A 14,761-nucleotide genomic window follows, 5' to 3' on the forward strand; every position below is an offset into this window, starting at 1 on the left:
CGGTGCTGACGCCCACGTTCCGCTACCACCCGGCCGTCGTCGCGCAGGCGTTCGCCACACTCGGGGTGATGTTCCCGGGGCGCATGATCCTCGGGGTCGGCACCGGCGAGGCGTTGAACGAGGTCACGCTCGGACTGGACTGGCCCGACCCGCCCGAGCGCTTCCAGCGCATGAAAGAGGCCATCACGCTCATCCGCGAGCTGTGGACGAACGACCGGGTGACGTTCGAGGGCAACTTCTGGAGTGTGAAGGATGCCACCGTCTACGACCGTCCCGACCAGCCGGTGCCGATCTACATCGGCGCGTCGGGACCGGCGGCGACGCGCCTCGCCGGTCGCATCGCGGACGGCTGGATCACCACGAGCGGCAAGGACCCGGCGCTGTACACAGACAAGCTGCTCCCCGCTCTCGAGGAGGGTCTCGAGAAGGCCGGCCGCACCGACGCCGACGTCGACACGCTCATCGAGGTGAAGGTCTCGTTCGCCCCGACCCGCGAGGAGGCGCTGGAGAAGACCCGCTTCTGGGCGCCGCTCGCGCTGTCGCCGGAGGAGAAGACCGGCATCCACGACCCCATCGAGATGCAGCGGCGGGCCGACGAACTGCCGATCGAGCGCGCGGCGTCGCGGTTCATCGTCTCCACCGATCCGGACGAGCACGTCGAGCAGATCGCCCGGTACGTCGACCTCGGGTTCCGCCACCTGGTGTTCCACGACCCGGGCCACGACCAGGAGACATTCCTGCGCACCTACGGCACCGAGATCCTGCCGCGCCTGCGGGCGCGGTTCGGTCAGTGACTCCGGTGGACATGCCGGTGGGCGACGGGCCGGGGGCGACGGGAGCCGTGCGCCCCGGCGCATCGAACGGCGAGGGCCACGGCAACGACGACGACGACGACGCCGACGCCGACGCCGACTGGATCGTGATCGTGCCGGTGAAGCCGGCCGAGGCCGGCAAGTCGCGACTCGCCGTGCCGGGGATCGATCGCGAGGCGCTGGCCCGCGCCATCGCCCGCGACACCCTCGCCGCGGTCGCCCGCACCCCGGGCGTCGCGCGGGTGATCGTGGTCAGCAGCGACCCGGATGCCGCGGCCACCGTGGCCGGCGACCCCGACGGCGCCCCCGTGGAGATCGTGGGAGACCCGGGCGAAGGGCTCGACGCCGCCGTGGCGATGGGGGTCGCGGGGTTCTCCGGCCGCGCCCGTGCCGCACTCCTGGGCGACCTGCCCGCGCTGCGGCCCGACGAGCTCGCGAGCGCGCTGCGCTCCGCGGCCCGTCACCGCCGCGCGGTGGTGGGGGATGCAGAAGGGACCGGATCGACCCTGGTCACGGCCTCGGGCGGACTGGCGTGGCGGTCGGCGTTCGGCACGGGCTCGTTCGGCCGGCACCGCAAGCTCGGCGCCGTGGCGGTGACCGCGCCCGCGGCATCCGGCCTGCGCCGCGACGTGGACACCCTGCAGCAGCTGCGCACGGCCGAAGACGTCGGGGTGGGACCGCGCACCTCGGCACTGCTGCACGCGGCCCGCCGTGGAGCCGACGCGGTGCTCACCACCGCGAGGCTGCGGCTGCGTGAGATGGCCGAGCACGACCTCGACGAGATGGCCGCCCTGCTGGGCGATCCCGCGGTGATGCGCTACTACCCCGCCCCGTTCACCCGCGAGCAGGCGGCCGCGTGGATCGAACGCAACCAGAGCCGCTACCGCGACGAGGGCTTCGGCCTGTGGATCGTCGAAGACCACGACGGCGCGTTCGTCGGCGACTGCGGCCTCACCTGGCAGCGGATGGGCACGCGGCGGGTGCTGGAGGTGGGGTATCACGTGGCGCCGCGCTTCCAGCGGCGCGGCTACGCCAGTGAGGCCGCCGCGGCGGCCCGGGATCTGGCGCGCTCGCTGGGCTTCGGCGAGCTGCGGGCACTCATCCACCCGCACAACGCCGCGTCGACGCGGGTGGCGACGAAGATCGGCATGCACCGGGATGGCGCCGAGTCCGCCCTCACCGGCATCACCGTCATGCGCATGGAGCTGTAGCGGCCGCAGGGGCGCGCGGCGCTCCAGCGCCGCGTTACGCGGACCGGTGCCCGACGACGCCCTTGCGCAGCAGCGCGTTGCCGTATTTGCGCGTCTCCCCCGTGCGCACCATGAGATACGCCGGCCGGGCGACGTCGTAGTAGGCGAAGCGCTCCACGAACCGCGTCGTCTCCACCGTGGTCCCGGCTGCGGCCATCAGTTCGTGCTGCACATCGAGCACCTCGCCGTCTGCGGACTCCATGAGGTCGAGGCAAGGCGCGTCATCGAGGGGGATGACGGTGCGGATCGCCGCCAGCACCTCGGGGGTGGTCGTGCCGGGCAGGTCGATGACCCGCCCGCCCAGGGCCCACGCCGGAAAGTGCGCGTCGGCGATCACGACGGCATCCGAGTGGCCCATCCGATCGAGATGCAGCAGCATCTCGCCCGTCAGCAGGGGGTTGATTCCTTCGAGCATGTGTCCTCCTCGATCGGGGTGCCGGGCGTCACGCGGTGATGAGCGCCTCGTGGGCCAGCTCCGCCCAGAAGCCCTCCGGGATCTCCAGCGTCGCCAGCTGCACGTTCTCACGCACCTGCGCGGGCCTCGAGCTGCCCAGCACCACCGATTCCACCGCGGCATCCCGCAGCGGGAACTGGATCGCGGCGGCGGGCAACGGCACGTCGTGCGCACGGCACACGGCGACGATGCGCTGCAGCCGATCCCAGACCCCGTCGGGGACGCCGCCGTATTCGTATCGGCCGTCGCGCGTCGGCTCTGCCCGTGCGAGCAGCCCCGAGTTGAAGACGGAGGCCGCGACCACTCCCGTCCCCCGCTCACGACAGGCAGGCAGCACGTCTTCGGCGGCGGGCTGCTCCAGCAGCGTGTAGCGACCGGCGATCATGATCGTGTCGAGATCCGCCCCGCGAACAGCGCGGGCCAGCGCGTGACTGGTCATCGCTCCGATGCCGATGGCATCCACCGCACCCTCGGCGCGCAGCCGTTCCAGCGCGGGGAACGCTGAGGTCAGCGCGAGGTCGAGGTCGTGGCGCTCCGGGTCGTGCAGGTAGACGAGGTCGATCCGGTCGAGGCCGAGCCGGTCCTGCGATTCGGCGAGCGAGGCGCGGATGCCGGCCTCGGAGAAGTCCCACTCGCGCCGCAGGTCGTTCGGCACGAAGAAGTCGTGATCGGTGTCCAGCCCCCCGTCGAAGGCGGGGTTCGGACGCAACAGCCGACCGACCTTGGTCGAGACGAAGAACTCATCGCGGGGCTTCGTCTGCAGGAACGCTCCGAGGCGACGCTCGGAAAGCCCGAGGCCGTAGTGGGGGGCGGTGTCGTAGTAGCGGACTCCGCTCTCCCACGCCGCGTCCAGGACCGCCAACGCATCATCGTCGCTGAGCGCGCGGAAGAGATTGCCGACGTTCGCGGCGCCGTAGCCGATCGCCGGGATGACGCTCTCAGTCCGTGACATGCTCACCCGTCCATGCATACTTCCGCACGCTGTCGGCCTTCATCTCCATGCCGGTCCCGGGTGCGGAGGGCGCCCTGTATGAACCGCCCTGGATGTCGACCGGAACCTCGAAGTGCTCGTGCAGGTGATCGACGTATTCGATCAGCCGCCCCTCGCGTGTGCCCGTCACGGCGACGAAGTCGAACATCGACAGGTGCTGCACAGCCTCGCACAGGCCGACGCCACCGGCGTGCGGGCAGACCGGAATGCCGAACTTCGCCGCCAGCAGCAGATTGGCGATGTTCTCGTTGACCCCGGCGACGCGGACGGCATCGATCTGCATGACCCCGATCGCCCTGGCCTGCAACAGCTGCTTGAAGATGATGCGGTTCTGCGCGTGCTCCCCCGTCGCAACGCGGATCGGAGCGATGCCACGCGCGATCTCGGCGTGGCCCAGGATGTCGTCAGGGCTGGTGGGCTCTTCGACCCATGCCGGATCGAACTCGGCCAGGGCGCTGACCCACGCGATCGCCTCGGACACCTCCCAGCGCTGGTTCGCGTCGATCGCGATCGGGAAGTCGGGACCGACGACCTCGCGCGCCTTGCGGAAGCGACGGATGTCGTCGTCCAGGTCGGCGCCGACCTTGAGCTTGATCTGAGTGAAGCCGTCGGCGATCGCTTCCAGGGCCAGCCGCTCGAGCTTCTCATCGGAGTAGCCGAGCCAGCCGGGGCTGGTCGTATACGCCGGGTATCCGGTCGCCAGCAGCTCGGCCTCCCGCTGCTCGCGCCCCGCGACGCCCGCACGGAGGATCTCGAGGGCCTCGTCACGCGTGAGGGCATTGGTGAGGTAGCGGAAGTCGACGAGGTCGACGAGCTCCTCCGGGGTCATGCGCGAGAGCAGCCGCCACAGCGGGAGACCTGCCCGCTTGGCTTTGATGTCCCACAGCGCGTTCGTCACCGCGCCGATGGCCATGTGCATCACGCCCTTCTCCGGGCCCAGCCAGCGCAGCTGCGAGTCGCCGATGATCGCGCGAAAGGTGCCGCCCATGTCGTCCAGCAGCGGTTCGACTTCGCGGCCTACCAGGTGACCGGCGAGCGCGTCGATCGCCGCGACCTGCACGTCGTTGCCGCGGCCGATGGTGAACACGAACGAGTGACCGGCGATGCCGTCGTGCGCATCCGTGCGGATCACGACATACGCCGCCGAGTAGTCCGGATCGGGGTTCATCGCGTCGGAGCCGTCCAGGCGCAGCGACGTCGGGAATCGGATGTCGGTGGTCTCGAGTGCGACGATGCGGCTCACTGCATTCCTCTCCTGGTGCAGCGCGAAAATCCTGCACAGACCCTTGGAGTGTAAACATCCGATGTCTATACTGTCAATCAGACGTGCCGCCTGGTCGCGGCTCCCCGACGAGGTAGGAGAACCATGAAGTTCGCGCGGCTCGGCGCCCCGGGTGCCGAAATACCTGTCCTGGTGGACGCAGACCGATACCTCGACCTGCGCCCTCTGACATCCGATGTCAACGGAGAATTCCTGTCGAGCAACTTCCGTGAGCGCGTGGCGAAGGCACGGGCAGCAGGCGAGCTCCCCGATCTCGAGAACGCCCGCGAGTTGCGCATCGGCGCACCGATCGCCCGACCGAGCGCCGTGGTCTGCATCGGCATGAACTATGCGGCCCACGCCGCCGAGTCAGGCGCACAGCCCCCGGAGATCCCGATCATCTTCCTGAAGACGCCGAACACGGTCGTCGGCCCGAACGACCCCGTGACGATCCCCCGCGGCAGCGAGAAGACCGACTGGGAGGTCGAGCTCGGCATCGTCATCGGCGCCCGCGCCGCCTACCTCGACTCGCCCGCCGAGGCCGAGGCCCACATCGCCGGCTATGTCGCCGCCAACGACGTGTCGGAGCGGTCTTTCCAGCTCGAGGTCTCGGGCGGGCAATGGTCGAAGGGCAAGATCGCCGCTGGATTCAATCCGACCGGTCCCTGGCTGGTCACCGCCGACGAGGTCGACCCGTCCCACCTCGGCCTGCGCAGCTTCGTCAACGGCGAGTCCCGCCAGGACTCGAACACGTCGGACATGATCTTCGACGTGCCGACCATCGTGCACCACCTGTCCCAGTACATGACGCTCGAACCCGGCGACCTCATCCTCACCGGCACGCCGCAGGGTGTGGCCCTATCGGGCAAGTACCCCTATCTCACCGACGGCGATATCGTCGACATCGAGATCGACGGACTCGGACACCAGCGCCAGTCCTTCGTGGCATGGGAGGGGCAGCGATGACGCAGGCAAGCCCGCACTCGAACGCCGCACCGGCCCTCGACGGGCTCGTCGCGATCGTCACCGGCGGAGCATCTGGAATCGGCGCGGCCATCGCGTCCCGCCTGCATGCCGACGGAGCGCGGATCGCCATCCTCGATCGCGACCCGTCCGGGGCCGACGAGCGCTTCGCCGCCTTCAGCGCCGACGTCTCCGACCGCGCGAGCGTGGACCGCGCCGTCGCCGCCGTCGCCGAACGGTTCGGGCGCATCGACATAGTCGTGAACAATGCCGGCATCGGAGCCGTCGGGGACATCACCGCGAACGACGACGATGAATGGGCGCGCGTCCTCTCTGTCAACGTCACGGGCATCGCTCGCGTGACGTCGGCGGCCCTGCCGTGGCTGCGCCGATCGCCCGCTGCAGCGGTCTGCAACACCGCTTCCATCGCCTCGACCGCGGGGCTTCCGCAGCGCGCGCTGTACTCGGCTTCGAAGGGCGCCGTCTCGGCGCTCACCCGCGCAATGGCCGCCGATCACCTGCGCGAAGGCATCCGCGTCAACGCCGTCAACCCGGGCACGGCCGACACGCCCTGGGTCGAGCGGCTACTCGGACAGGCGGCCGACCCGCAGGCCGAACGCGCGGCCCTCGAGGCGCGGCAGCCGCATGGCAGGCTGGTCAGCCCGGAGGAGGTCGCCGCAGCCGTGGCATACCTCGTGTCGCCCGCAGCCGGTTCGACGACCGGCACGGCCCTCGAAGTCGACGGAGGCATGGCGCGCCTGCGCCTGCGCGCGGAATAGACGCAATCGCGCCGATCCCGCCGTCGACATCCGTTGCTGCTCAGCGAGCGGTGGCCTCGGCCGCGGCCAGCGCGGCGTCGGCCATCGCAGCGGATGCCGCGACATCGCGCATCCACAGCGGGGTGACGACCGCGCGCACGCCCTGCGCATCGACCTCGGCGGCGAGGTGAGCGTCCTCCTGCGCGATCAGCCAGGCATCCAGCACGCCGCCGTCGCGGCGGGCGCCGTAGAGCCCCGCCACCGCAGCGGCGGACGTCGCCACGCCGATCGCCGTGAGGCAGACATCGGCCATCCCCCGCACGACGGACCCGCCGATGATCGGCGACACCCCGACCACCCGGGCGGCCGTGTCCGCCAGCGCTTCGCGGATCCCGGGCACGGCGAGGATCGGGCCGATCGACACGACGGGGTTCGACGGTGCCAGCAGCACGACGTCGGCATCCGCGATCGCCTCGACGACGCCGGGCGCGGGACGCGCCGATCGGATTCCGGGGTTGTCGAAGCCGAGCGGGGCGAGCTGCGCACGGTGGCGCGTCCACCACTCCTGGAAGTGCATCGTGTCGCCGCCGGACACTCGAACGTGGGTGTCGACCTCGGTGTCGGTCATCGGCAGCATCCGCACGCCGAGCGGCCACCGGCGCGAGAGCCGCTCGACGACCTGTGTCGGGGTGAGCCCTTCGCGCAGCCACCCGGTGCGCGCGAGGTGGGTGCCGAGGTCGAGGTCGCCGAGGGTGAACCATGGCCACCCGGCATCCCACTGCTGCAGTTCGCGGTTGACGCGCTCGGTGTCGCCGGCGCGGCCCCATCCCCGCTCGGTGTCGTTGACCCCGGCGAGCGCGTAGAGGATCGAGTCGACGTCGGGTTGCAGCCGCACACCCGAGAGCCACAGGTCGTCGCCGGTGTTGACGACGACCGTCGCCTCGGGGGCGCCGCGGCGGGCGAGCGCCTCACGGACGCCGAGGGTGAACTTCGAGCCGCCGACTCCACCGGCGAGCACGACGACGCGAGGAGAGGATGTCACCGCTCCACCCTATGGGCGGGCCGTTGCCGCAAGCCGCCAGGCATGGGCCCACCGGCTGGACCCCGGAGCAGGCCCTACGCCGCCGCGCCGGCCGCGGCGAGCGCCGCACCGGGAAGCGCATCGACGATCCGCGCGAGCGCGGCGTCGTCGTGCGCGGCGGTGAGGAACCAGGCCTCGTAAACGCTGGGGGGCAGAGACACCCCGGCGTCGAGCATCGCGTGGAAGAACGGGGTGTACCGCGCTGCCTGCTGCTCGAGCGCTTCTGCGTACGAGCGCGGCGCCTCGGGCAGCATCGCCAGGCCGAAGAGCGACCCGGCCCGCGGCACGGCGTGCACCACGCCTTCGGCCGTCAGGGCGGCGTCGAGGGCGTCGGCCACGACGGATGCCGCGGCATCCACCCGCGCGTACACCTCGGGGGTCGCCAGGCGCAGCGTCGCGATGCCCGCGGCGACCGAGAGCGGATTGCCCGAGAGCGTGCCCGCCTGGTACACCGGCCCGACGGGCGCGAGCATCTCCATCACGTCGGCGCGGCCGCCGAGCGCCGCCAGCGGCATGCCACCTCCGACGACCTTGCCGAAGGTGAAGAGGTCGGGGGTGTACTGCTCGCCGGCATCCTGCTGCAGACCCCAGTACCCGGCCGGGTGCACGCGGAACCCCGTGAGCACCTCGTCGAGGATGAGCAGCGCACCGTTTCGATGCGCGATGTCGGCGAGCGCCGCGTTGAACCCCGGCAGCGGCGGGACGACCCCCATGTTCGCGGCGGCCGCCTCGACGATGATCGCGGCGATGCGGTCGCCGTGCACGGTGAAGGCCTCTTCGACGGCGGCCACGTCGTTGTACGGCAGCACGAGCGTCTGCGCCGCGATGGGCGCCGGCACCCCCGCCGAACCGGGCAGGGCGAGGGTGGCGACCCCGGAGCCGGCCGCGGCGAGCAGCCCGTCGGAGTGCCCGTGATAGTGCCCGGCGAACTTGATCAGCAGGTCCCGCCCGGTGTAGCCCCGGGCCAGCCGGATCGCGGTCATCGTCGCCTCGGTGCCGGTCGACACCAGCCGCACGCGCTCGACGGGACGACGCTCGCCGGAAGACACCCGAGCGGCGATCATGTCCGCCAGCTCCACCTCGGCGCCGGTGGGCGCCCCGAAGGACAGGCCGCGGGATGCCGCCTGCTGCACGGCCTCGACGACCTCGGGATGCGCGTGGCCGAGGAGGGCGGGCCCCCACGAGGCGACGAGGTCGACGTACTCACGGCCGGCGGCGTCGGTGATGTACGCACCGCGTGCCGAAGACACGAAGCGCGGTGTTCCACCGACCGAGCCGTAGGCGCGCACCGGGGAGTTCACGCCCCCGGGGATCACCTCGCGCGCGTGTGCGAACAGTTCGTCGTTGCGGTCAGTCATGCGTCACTCTCTCTCTCAGCGCCACCGTCGGCTCAGCGTCGCCGTCGCGGCCGGCCGCCGCCTGCGCGGCCCTCACAGACCGTCGCGCAGCCAGCCGGCGGCCTCGACGGCCCAATAGGTCAAGATGGCGTCCGCCCCCGCGCGGCGGATCGCCGTGAGCGACTCGGTGATCGCTCCGCGGCGGTCGATCCACCCGTTCGCGGCGGCGGCCTCGACCATCGCGTACTCGCCCGACACCTGGTACGCCCACACCGGCACGTCGACGGCGGCGCGCACGGCGGCCAGCACGTCGAGGTAGGGCAGGGCGGGTTTGACCATGACGATGTCGGCGCCCTCATCGACGTCGGTGACGGCTTCGCGCACACCCTCGCGGCCGTTGCCGGGGTCGAGCTGGTACGTGCGGCGGTCGCCCTGCAGCTGCGAGTCCACCGCCTCGCGGAAGGGCCCGTAGAAGGCGCCGGCGTACTTGGCGGCGTACGCCAGGATCAGCGTGTCGGTGAAGCCCTGGGCCTCGAGCGCCGCGCGGATGTGCGCGACCTGGCCGTCCATCATCCCCGACAGGCCCAGCAGCTGCGAACCTGCCCGCGCCTGGGCGAGAGCCATGGCGGCATACCGCTCGAGGGTCGCGTCGTTGTCGACGACACCGTCGGCGCGCAGCACGCCGCAGTGGCCGTGGTCGGTGAATTCGTCCAGGCACAGGTCGGTCTGCACGACCAGCGCATCGCCGACTTCGGCGACCAGGGCCTCGGTGGCGACGTTCAGGATGCCGCGAGGGTCATCGGCCCCGGAACCGACGGCGTCTCGCACGGCCGGCACGCCGAAGAGCATGATGCCGCCGACCCCGGCCGTGGCGGCCTCGGTCGCGGCGCGCCGCAGCGAATCGAGCGAGTGCTGCATGACGCCCGGCATCGAGCCGATGGCGACGGGTTCGGCCAGCCCCTCCCGGATGAACGCGGGAAGGACGAGCTGGGCGGGGACGACGTGCGTCTCGCGCACAAGGCGGCGGACCGCCGGCGACTGGCGCAGCCGACGCGGGCGGTGGTCGGGGTAGCTCACGGCACCGTCTCGTCGGCTGAGTGCGGCAACGCCAGTTCCGCCACCGCACGGATGAGGGCCGCCACGGTCTGCTCGGCGGCCACGGTGTCGACGGGAAGGCCCAGAAGGCGGGCATCCTCGGCGGTACGCGGTCCGATCGCGGCGAGCACGGTCGCCGGCGGGATCGCGGGAAACTGCTCCCGCACTTGCTGCGCGACCGAGCCGCTGGTGACGAGGATGGCGTTGATGCGGCCGCTCGCGACGTCCTGCGCGATCTTCTCCGTCACGGGTACGCCGACGGTGCGGTAGGCCACGACGCTGCGCACCCGGTGGCCGCCCTCGCTGAGCCGCTCGGTCAGCACGGGCTTCGCGATCTCGCTGCGCAGCGTCAGGATGTCTCGGGGCTCGCTCTCGAGGGCGATCAGCTGATCGGCCATCCCTGCGGCGGAGTTGTCGACCTCCGGCACGAGGTCGACCTTGTAGCCGACGGCGCTCAGGGCGGCAGCGGTGGTCTCGCCGACCGCGGCAACCTTGGTGTTGGCCGGGATCCGCGCGCGATAGGCATAGAGCACGTCGACCGTGGTCGCGCTCGTGACGGTCAGCCAGTCGAAGACACCCGCGGCCAGATCGGCCAGCGCCTTCTCGAGCGTCGCCTCGTCGGTGGACGGCGCGAAGTTGATGAGCGGTGCGATGACGGGAGTCGCGCCCTGCGAACGAAGAGTGGCCGCGACGCCATCCCCCCAGGGTCCCCCGCGCGGCACGAGCACACGCCAGCCGGTGAGCGGCTTGGCGTGCGGCGGTGGCCAGGGGGTTGTGTTCATGGGGTCGACTCTCGTGGTACCAGTTCGGCTGCCCCTCTATCGAGCAGGCGACGAGCAACGTCGGACCCGGCGCGTACGGCGTACGCGATCGGGGTCGCGTCCTCGGCAGCATCCGCACCATCGCCGCTGCCTGTCGTCCCACCATACTCCCGTGGGAAGGCGGCGGCGCTGTCCAGGCCGATTCGGCGACTTCCGTCCAGCGCGTACACGTTCGCGTCGATGCGCAGGTCCTCACCTGAGAGCTCGGCGTGCACACCCAAGGGGGCGTGGCATCCGGCCTCGAGCACGGACAGCACCGTGCGTTCGGCCGTCACGGCCAGGCGCGTGTCGAGGTGGTCGAGGAGTGCGACGGCTGCCCGCAGGTCGTCGGGGCCGTCGGCCAGCGTCTCGATCGCGAGGGCGCCTTGGCCCGGTGCGGTCGGCCACGCCGCGAGCCCCAGGGGCTCGAGGTGCAGGTCGCCGAGGTCCAGACCGATCCGCGACAGACCGGCGGCGGCGAGGATGACGGCATCCAGCTGTCCGTCGCGCACCCGCTGCAGGCGGGAGTCGACGTTGCCGCGCAGGTCGTGCAGCTCGACGCGGGGGTTGCGCCGCACCACCTGCGCGCGGCGGCGCGGCGAACCGGTGCCCACGCGCGCACCGGCGGCCATCAGGTGCAGCGGCGTGCCGTCGCGGGTGACCACGACGTCGCGGGCGTCTTCGCGCTGCGGGATCGCGGCGATGACGAGCCCCTCGGGCTGGGTGGTCGGCAGGTCCTTCAGCGAATGGACGAGCAGGTCGCACTCCCCCGCGACGAGCGCTTCACGCAGCCGGGTCGCGAAGACCCCGGTGCCGCCGATCTGCGACAGCGAGGCACGCGACACGTCGCCCTCGGAGACGATCGGCACGAGCTCGACCGGTCGGCCGGCAGCCGCCGCGAGGGCATCGGCGACCTGCTGCGACTGGGCCATGGCCAAGGCGCTGCGGCGGGTGCCGAGGCGGAACGGGCGGGTCATCGCGGCATCCTCATCGCAGCACCTCGGCGAGGTCGGCCGGCGTGACGAGGCGGCCGGTGAAGAACGGCACCTCCTCGCGCACGTGACGGCGCGCCTCGGTGTAGCGAAGCTCGCGCATCATGTCGACGAGGTCCGTCAGCTCGTCGGCCTCCATGGGCAGGAGCCACTCCCAGTCGCCCAGGGCGAAGGATGCCACCGTGTTGGCGACCACTCCGGTGAACGCGGCGCCCTTGCGCCCGTGGTCGGCGAGCATGCCGCGACGCTCCTCGTCGGGCAGCAGGTACCACTCGTAGCTGCGCACGAACGGGTAGACGGTGAGCCACTGCTTGGCCGCGATGCCGCGGAGGAAGCCGGGCACGTGGGCGCGGTTGAACTCGGCGTCGCGGTGCACGCCCATGGCGCTCCACGTGGGCAGCAGCGGTGCGAGCAGGGCGGTGCGCCGCAGCGCCCTGAGGTCCCGCTGCAGGCCCTCGGCAGTGGGCCCGTGCATCCAGATCATCACGTCCGCGTCGGCGCGCAGACCGCTGACGTCATAGAACCCGCGCACGGTGGTGCCGGCGCCGGCCAGATCGGCCACGACGCGCTCCAGCTCGGCGGGATCGGTGTCGGTGACGGGGCGCGAGGGGTCGCGGCGCAGCACGGACCAGAGGGTGTAAGCGGTGTCGGACATGCCTCAAGTCTCTCTTCCGCTCGGCCGCACGCCAAACCGCCGGCGCTGGTGGGCGCCGGCGGTGGCGGTGTATGCGAATGGTCGGTTCAGCGCGCGATGAGGCGCACGATTCCCCACACCGTCAGGCCGACGGCGATGGCCGCTCCGGCCGTCGCCGCGATGGCGGCGTTGGGGTTGCGACGGGCGAAGGCACGGGCCTCGGCGACGCGGCGGTCCGTCGCCTCGCCGACCCGCTTCGAGACGTTCGCCTTCTCCTCGATCGCCGAGAGGGCCGCCTTGAGTTCGGCCCTGGCCTGCTCCACCGGGTCGGCGATGCCCAGCGGCACAGCGGTGCGGGGCACCGGGACGGGCGTCGATCGGTCAATAGTCATTGACAGCGTCCTTCACGATCTTGGCGTCGGTGGAGATCGCCTGGCCGGGGTTGTCCCGGCGCGAGAGCTTGCGGAATCGCAGGATGCCGAGCAGCGCCAGCACGGCGGTGATCACGATCATCACGACGAAGACCACGAGCGCCGACAGCCACGCGGGCCACCAGGACGACAGTCCGATGATGATGAACGCGCCCAGAACCGGAATCGACCAGAACAGCACGAACAGCGCCGCGACGACCCAGACGCCGCCGATGCCGGCATCCTTGCCCGTCTTCTTCGCCCACGTCTTCGCCGCGTTGAACTCGGCCATGACGAGGTTGCGCACGAGCTCGGGCAGCTCGCCGATCAGCGTCAGCAGGCTGTCGTCGCTGCGATCGCGGAATCCGCGAGGTGTGGTCATGTCAGCTGTCCGCGGCCTTCTTGACGTCGTCCAGTGCCTCGTGCGCGGCCTGCTTGACCTGCGCTGCGGTCGTCTCGGCGCCTTCGGCGACCTCGTCGACCGAGTCCCTGCCGGCGTCGATCGCGGCGTCGAGGCGCTCACCGGCGGAGTCGCCGCGCTTCGTCGCGGCCTTCGTCACCTTGACGGCGCTGTCCCAGACAGCCGTCGGAAAGGCCATCGCGGCCGTCTTTCCGAGTTCCTTGACCTTGCCGACCTGTTCCTGCACCGGGTCGAGATCCCAGACCTTCGAGGCCTTTTCCTTGATCTGCTCATAGCGTTCGCGACCGGCCCGGGTGCCCAGTACGTAGCCCGCAGCGAGTCCGACGACGAGTCCAATCTTGCCCCTCATGGGGTCTCCTCACGCTCGTTGGGAGTGCTTCGTGTGCCCCCACATTAGCCCTGTATGCCGTCCCGGGTATCCGGGGTTGCGCGCCGCAGCGTCCTGGGTTAGTCGACGCCGGCCGCGCCGCCCCAGAGCGCTTCGCGCCGCACGCGCTCCGCCTCGGCGATCGCGTCGGGAACGACCTGCGCCAGCCCCGTGCCCGACAGCCAGGCGCCGACGACCGCGAGGCCCGGCACGGCGTGCACGGCCTCGCGTCCGGCGGCGGCCACCGAGGCACGACCGATCACGGCGGCCGGCTGGGACTGCACGTAGCGCTCGCGGTGCGAAGCGCGCAGCTGCGATGGCTGCAGCGGCACACCCAGCAGCGCGGCGGCCTCGGACAGGGCGAGGGCCGCGGCCGCGTCGTCGTCGAGTGCTTCCGTCGCGGGGGCCTCGCCCTGCGCGCCGAACGACACGCGCAGGATGTGGTGGGGCGTCGCCTCGCGCAGCCACTGCCACTTCGCCGTGGCGTGCGTCAGTGCCTTGGCGGTGTGGGAGCCGGGAACGGTGAGCACGCCGGTGCCGCGGGGCGCGGCATCCAGTTCCGGCGCATCGACGACGAGCGTCACGATCTCGACCACCGGCGCCGTCACGCTCCCCGGGTCGAGGCTGGACACCGGGGCGAGCAGATGGCGCGCCTGCGCTTCGGGGGTGGCGACGATCACGGTGTGCGCGGGGATCCTGTCGACCGGTGCGGGGCTCGGGCTGTCGCCGGCCGGCGCACCGGTGGAGGTGTCGGCGACAGCCGGCGCGGCGTCGACAACGACGGCCCACCCGTCGCCCTCACGGACGATCTCCCGGGCCGCAGTGCCGACGCGCAGCTCGACGCCCAGTTCGGTCAGCCGCTCGACGAGCGCATCCACGAGGCGGGTCATGCCGCCGGCGAGTCCCTGCACCGCCTGGCCGGGCACGACGGCGCGGCCGCCACGCAGCTGCGCGACGGCGCCCGACAGCGAACCGGTGCGGGTGAGGGCGTTGTTGAGGCCCGGGGCTGCGAGGTCGACGTCGATGTCGTCGGGGCGTGCGGAGTACACGCCGGTGGTCACGGGGGCAACGAGCCGCTCGAGCACGGCCGTGCCCATGCGGCGGCGCACGAGGGCGCCGAGGCTGCGCTCGTGGC

At 71.7% G+C, this 14,761-nt stretch carries 17 protein-coding genes; 4 read left to right on the forward strand and 13 right to left on the reverse strand.

The annotated features are described in order from the left end of the window. Positions 1-794: LLM class flavin-dependent oxidoreductase (locus NQ160_RS08540; protein WP_257514802.1), on the forward strand; the 794-nt coding region annotated here is incomplete at its 5' end. Then, complete coding sequence (gene cofC / locus NQ160_RS24660) at positions 791-2,023, forward strand: 2-phospho-L-lactate guanylyltransferase (protein WP_308211462.1); 1,233 nt, start codon at positions 791-793, stop codon at positions 2,021-2,023. The genes NQ160_RS08540 and cofC, both read left to right, overlap by 4 nt. 34 nt (positions 2,024-2,057) lie before the next feature. Here cofC and NQ160_RS08555 read toward each other — a convergent pair whose 3' ends face one another. Genes NQ160_RS08555 through NQ160_RS08565 form a run of 3 tightly spaced genes read right to left on the reverse strand, consistent with a single transcriptional unit; the run spans position 2,058 to position 4,750 of the window. Continuing rightward, complete coding sequence (locus NQ160_RS08555) at positions 2,058-2,477, reverse strand: RbsD/FucU family protein (RefSeq protein WP_257514803.1); 420 nt, start codon at positions 2,475-2,477, stop codon at positions 2,058-2,060. 28 nt (positions 2,478-2,505) lie between these two features. After that, a complete protein-coding gene (locus NQ160_RS08560) occupies positions 2,506-3,468 on the reverse strand; it encodes an aldo/keto reductase (RefSeq protein ID WP_257514804.1) in 963 nt (320 codons plus the stop codon). After that, entirely contained in the window at positions 3,455-4,750 is a 1,296-nt protein-coding gene (locus tag NQ160_RS08565) for an enolase C-terminal domain-like protein (RefSeq protein WP_257514805.1), read from the reverse strand. The genes NQ160_RS08560 and NQ160_RS08565 overlap by 14 nt, the downstream gene beginning before the upstream one ends. A 123-nt stretch (positions 4,751-4,873) precedes the next feature. Between NQ160_RS08565 and NQ160_RS08570 the strand changes: the two genes are divergently transcribed. Together NQ160_RS08570 and NQ160_RS08575 are read left to right on the forward strand one after the other, a co-directional pair. Continuing rightward, complete coding sequence (locus NQ160_RS08570) at positions 4,874-5,734, forward strand: fumarylacetoacetate hydrolase family protein (RefSeq protein ID WP_257514806.1); 861 nt, start codon at positions 4,874-4,876, stop codon at positions 5,732-5,734. Continuing rightward, entirely contained in the window at positions 5,731-6,510 is a 780-nt protein-coding gene (locus NQ160_RS08575) for an SDR family NAD(P)-dependent oxidoreductase (RefSeq protein WP_257514807.1), read from the forward strand. Before NQ160_RS08570 ends, NQ160_RS08575 begins: the two co-directional genes overlap by 4 nt. 40 nt (positions 6,511-6,550) lie before the next feature. On the opposite strand, the gene cofD is transcribed toward NQ160_RS08575, so the two are convergent. The 10 genes from cofD to NQ160_RS08625 all read right to left on the reverse strand — a co-directional run. Next, complete coding sequence (gene cofD, locus NQ160_RS08580; RefSeq protein WP_257514808.1) at positions 6,551-7,531, reverse strand: 2-phospho-L-lactate transferase; 981 nt, start codon at positions 7,529-7,531, stop codon at positions 6,551-6,553. 74 nt (positions 7,532-7,605) lie between these two features. Continuing rightward, positions 7,606-8,928, reverse strand: a complete 1,323-nt coding sequence (gene hemL / locus NQ160_RS08585) for a glutamate-1-semialdehyde 2,1-aminomutase (RefSeq protein WP_257514809.1) — start codon at positions 8,926-8,928, stop codon at positions 7,606-7,608. A gap of 72 nt (positions 8,929-9,000) precedes the next feature. Then, positions 9,001-9,984, reverse strand: coding sequence for a porphobilinogen synthase (hemB, locus tag NQ160_RS08590; RefSeq protein WP_257514810.1), 984 nt, complete (start codon positions 9,982-9,984; stop codon positions 9,001-9,003). Next, positions 9,981-10,784, reverse strand: coding sequence for a uroporphyrinogen-III synthase (locus tag NQ160_RS08595; protein ID WP_257514811.1), 804 nt, complete (start codon positions 10,782-10,784; stop codon positions 9,981-9,983). The genes hemB and NQ160_RS08595 overlap by 4 nt, the downstream gene beginning before the upstream one ends. Beyond that, complete coding sequence (gene hemC, locus NQ160_RS08600; RefSeq protein ID WP_257514812.1) at positions 10,781-11,779, reverse strand: hydroxymethylbilane synthase; 999 nt, start codon at positions 11,777-11,779, stop codon at positions 10,781-10,783. Before hemC ends, NQ160_RS08595 begins: the two co-directional genes overlap by 4 nt. A gap of 10 nt (positions 11,780-11,789) precedes the next feature. Next, on the reverse strand, positions 11,790-12,449 hold the full coding sequence (gene hemQ / locus NQ160_RS08605; RefSeq protein ID WP_257514814.1) for a hydrogen peroxide-dependent heme synthase: 660 nt from the start codon (positions 12,447-12,449) through the stop codon (positions 11,790-11,792). 86 nt (positions 12,450-12,535) lie between these two features. Beyond that, positions 12,536-12,820: a hypothetical protein gene (locus NQ160_RS08610; RefSeq protein ID WP_257514815.1), complete on the reverse strand. Its 285-nt coding sequence runs from the start codon at positions 12,818-12,820 to the stop codon at positions 12,536-12,538. Continuing rightward, the gene (locus NQ160_RS08615) at positions 12,810-13,220 is read right to left on the reverse strand and encodes a phage holin family protein (RefSeq protein ID WP_257514816.1); all 411 of its coding nucleotides are present in this window, start codon (positions 13,218-13,220) and stop codon (positions 12,810-12,812) included. The genes NQ160_RS08610 and NQ160_RS08615 overlap by 11 nt, the downstream gene beginning before the upstream one ends. 1 nt (position 13,221) lies before the next feature. Next, on the reverse strand, positions 13,222-13,608 hold the full coding sequence (locus NQ160_RS08620; RefSeq protein ID WP_257514817.1) for a hypothetical protein: 387 nt from the start codon (positions 13,606-13,608) through the stop codon (positions 13,222-13,224). Between the two features lie 98 nt (positions 13,609-13,706). Beyond that, the coding region (locus tag NQ160_RS08625; protein WP_257514818.1) for a protoporphyrinogen/coproporphyrinogen oxidase at positions 13,707-14,761 on the reverse strand (1,055 nt) is incomplete at its 5' end.

The organism is Microbacterium sp. zg.Y909 (genome assembly GCF_024626565.1).

Bases quoted from the DNA above. Each gene is read 5' to 3' on its own strand.
- NQ160_RS08560 (WP_257514804.1), bottom strand. From the start codon at position 3,468: ATGTCACGGACTGAGAGCGTCATCCCGGCGATCGGCTACGGCGCCGCG.
- NQ160_RS08555 (WP_257514803.1), bottom strand. From the start codon at position 2,477: ATGCTCGAAGGAATCAACCCCCTGCTGACGGGCGAGATGCTGCTGCAT.
- hemQ (WP_257514814.1), bottom strand. From the start codon at position 12,449: ATGTCCGACACCGCTTACACCCTCTGGTCCGTGCTGCGCCGCGACCCC.
- NQ160_RS08570 (WP_257514806.1), top strand. From the start codon at position 4,874: ATGAAGTTCGCGCGGCTCGGCGCCCCGGGTGCCGAAATACCTGTCCTG.
- NQ160_RS08620 (WP_257514817.1), bottom strand. From the start codon at position 13,608: ATGAGGGGCAAGATTGGACTCGTCGTCGGACTCGCTGCGGGCTACGTA.
- NQ160_RS08610 (WP_257514815.1), bottom strand. From the start codon at position 12,820: ATGACTATTGACCGATCGACGCCCGTCCCGGTGCCCCGCACCGCTGTG.
- NQ160_RS08575 (WP_257514807.1), top strand. From the start codon at position 5,731: ATGACGCAGGCAAGCCCGCACTCGAACGCCGCACCGGCCCTCGACGGG.
- NQ160_RS08595 (WP_257514811.1), bottom strand. From the start codon at position 10,784: ATGAACACAACCCCCTGGCCACCGCCGCACGCCAAGCCGCTCACCGGC.
- hemC (WP_257514812.1), bottom strand. From the start codon at position 11,779: ATGACCCGCCCGTTCCGCCTCGGCACCCGCCGCAGCGCCTTGGCCATG.
- NQ160_RS08615 (WP_257514816.1), bottom strand. From the start codon at position 13,220: ATGACCACACCTCGCGGATTCCGCGATCGCAGCGACGACAGCCTGCTG.
- hemL (WP_257514809.1), bottom strand. From the start codon at position 8,928: ATGACTGACCGCAACGACGAACTGTTCGCACACGCGCGCGAGGTGATC.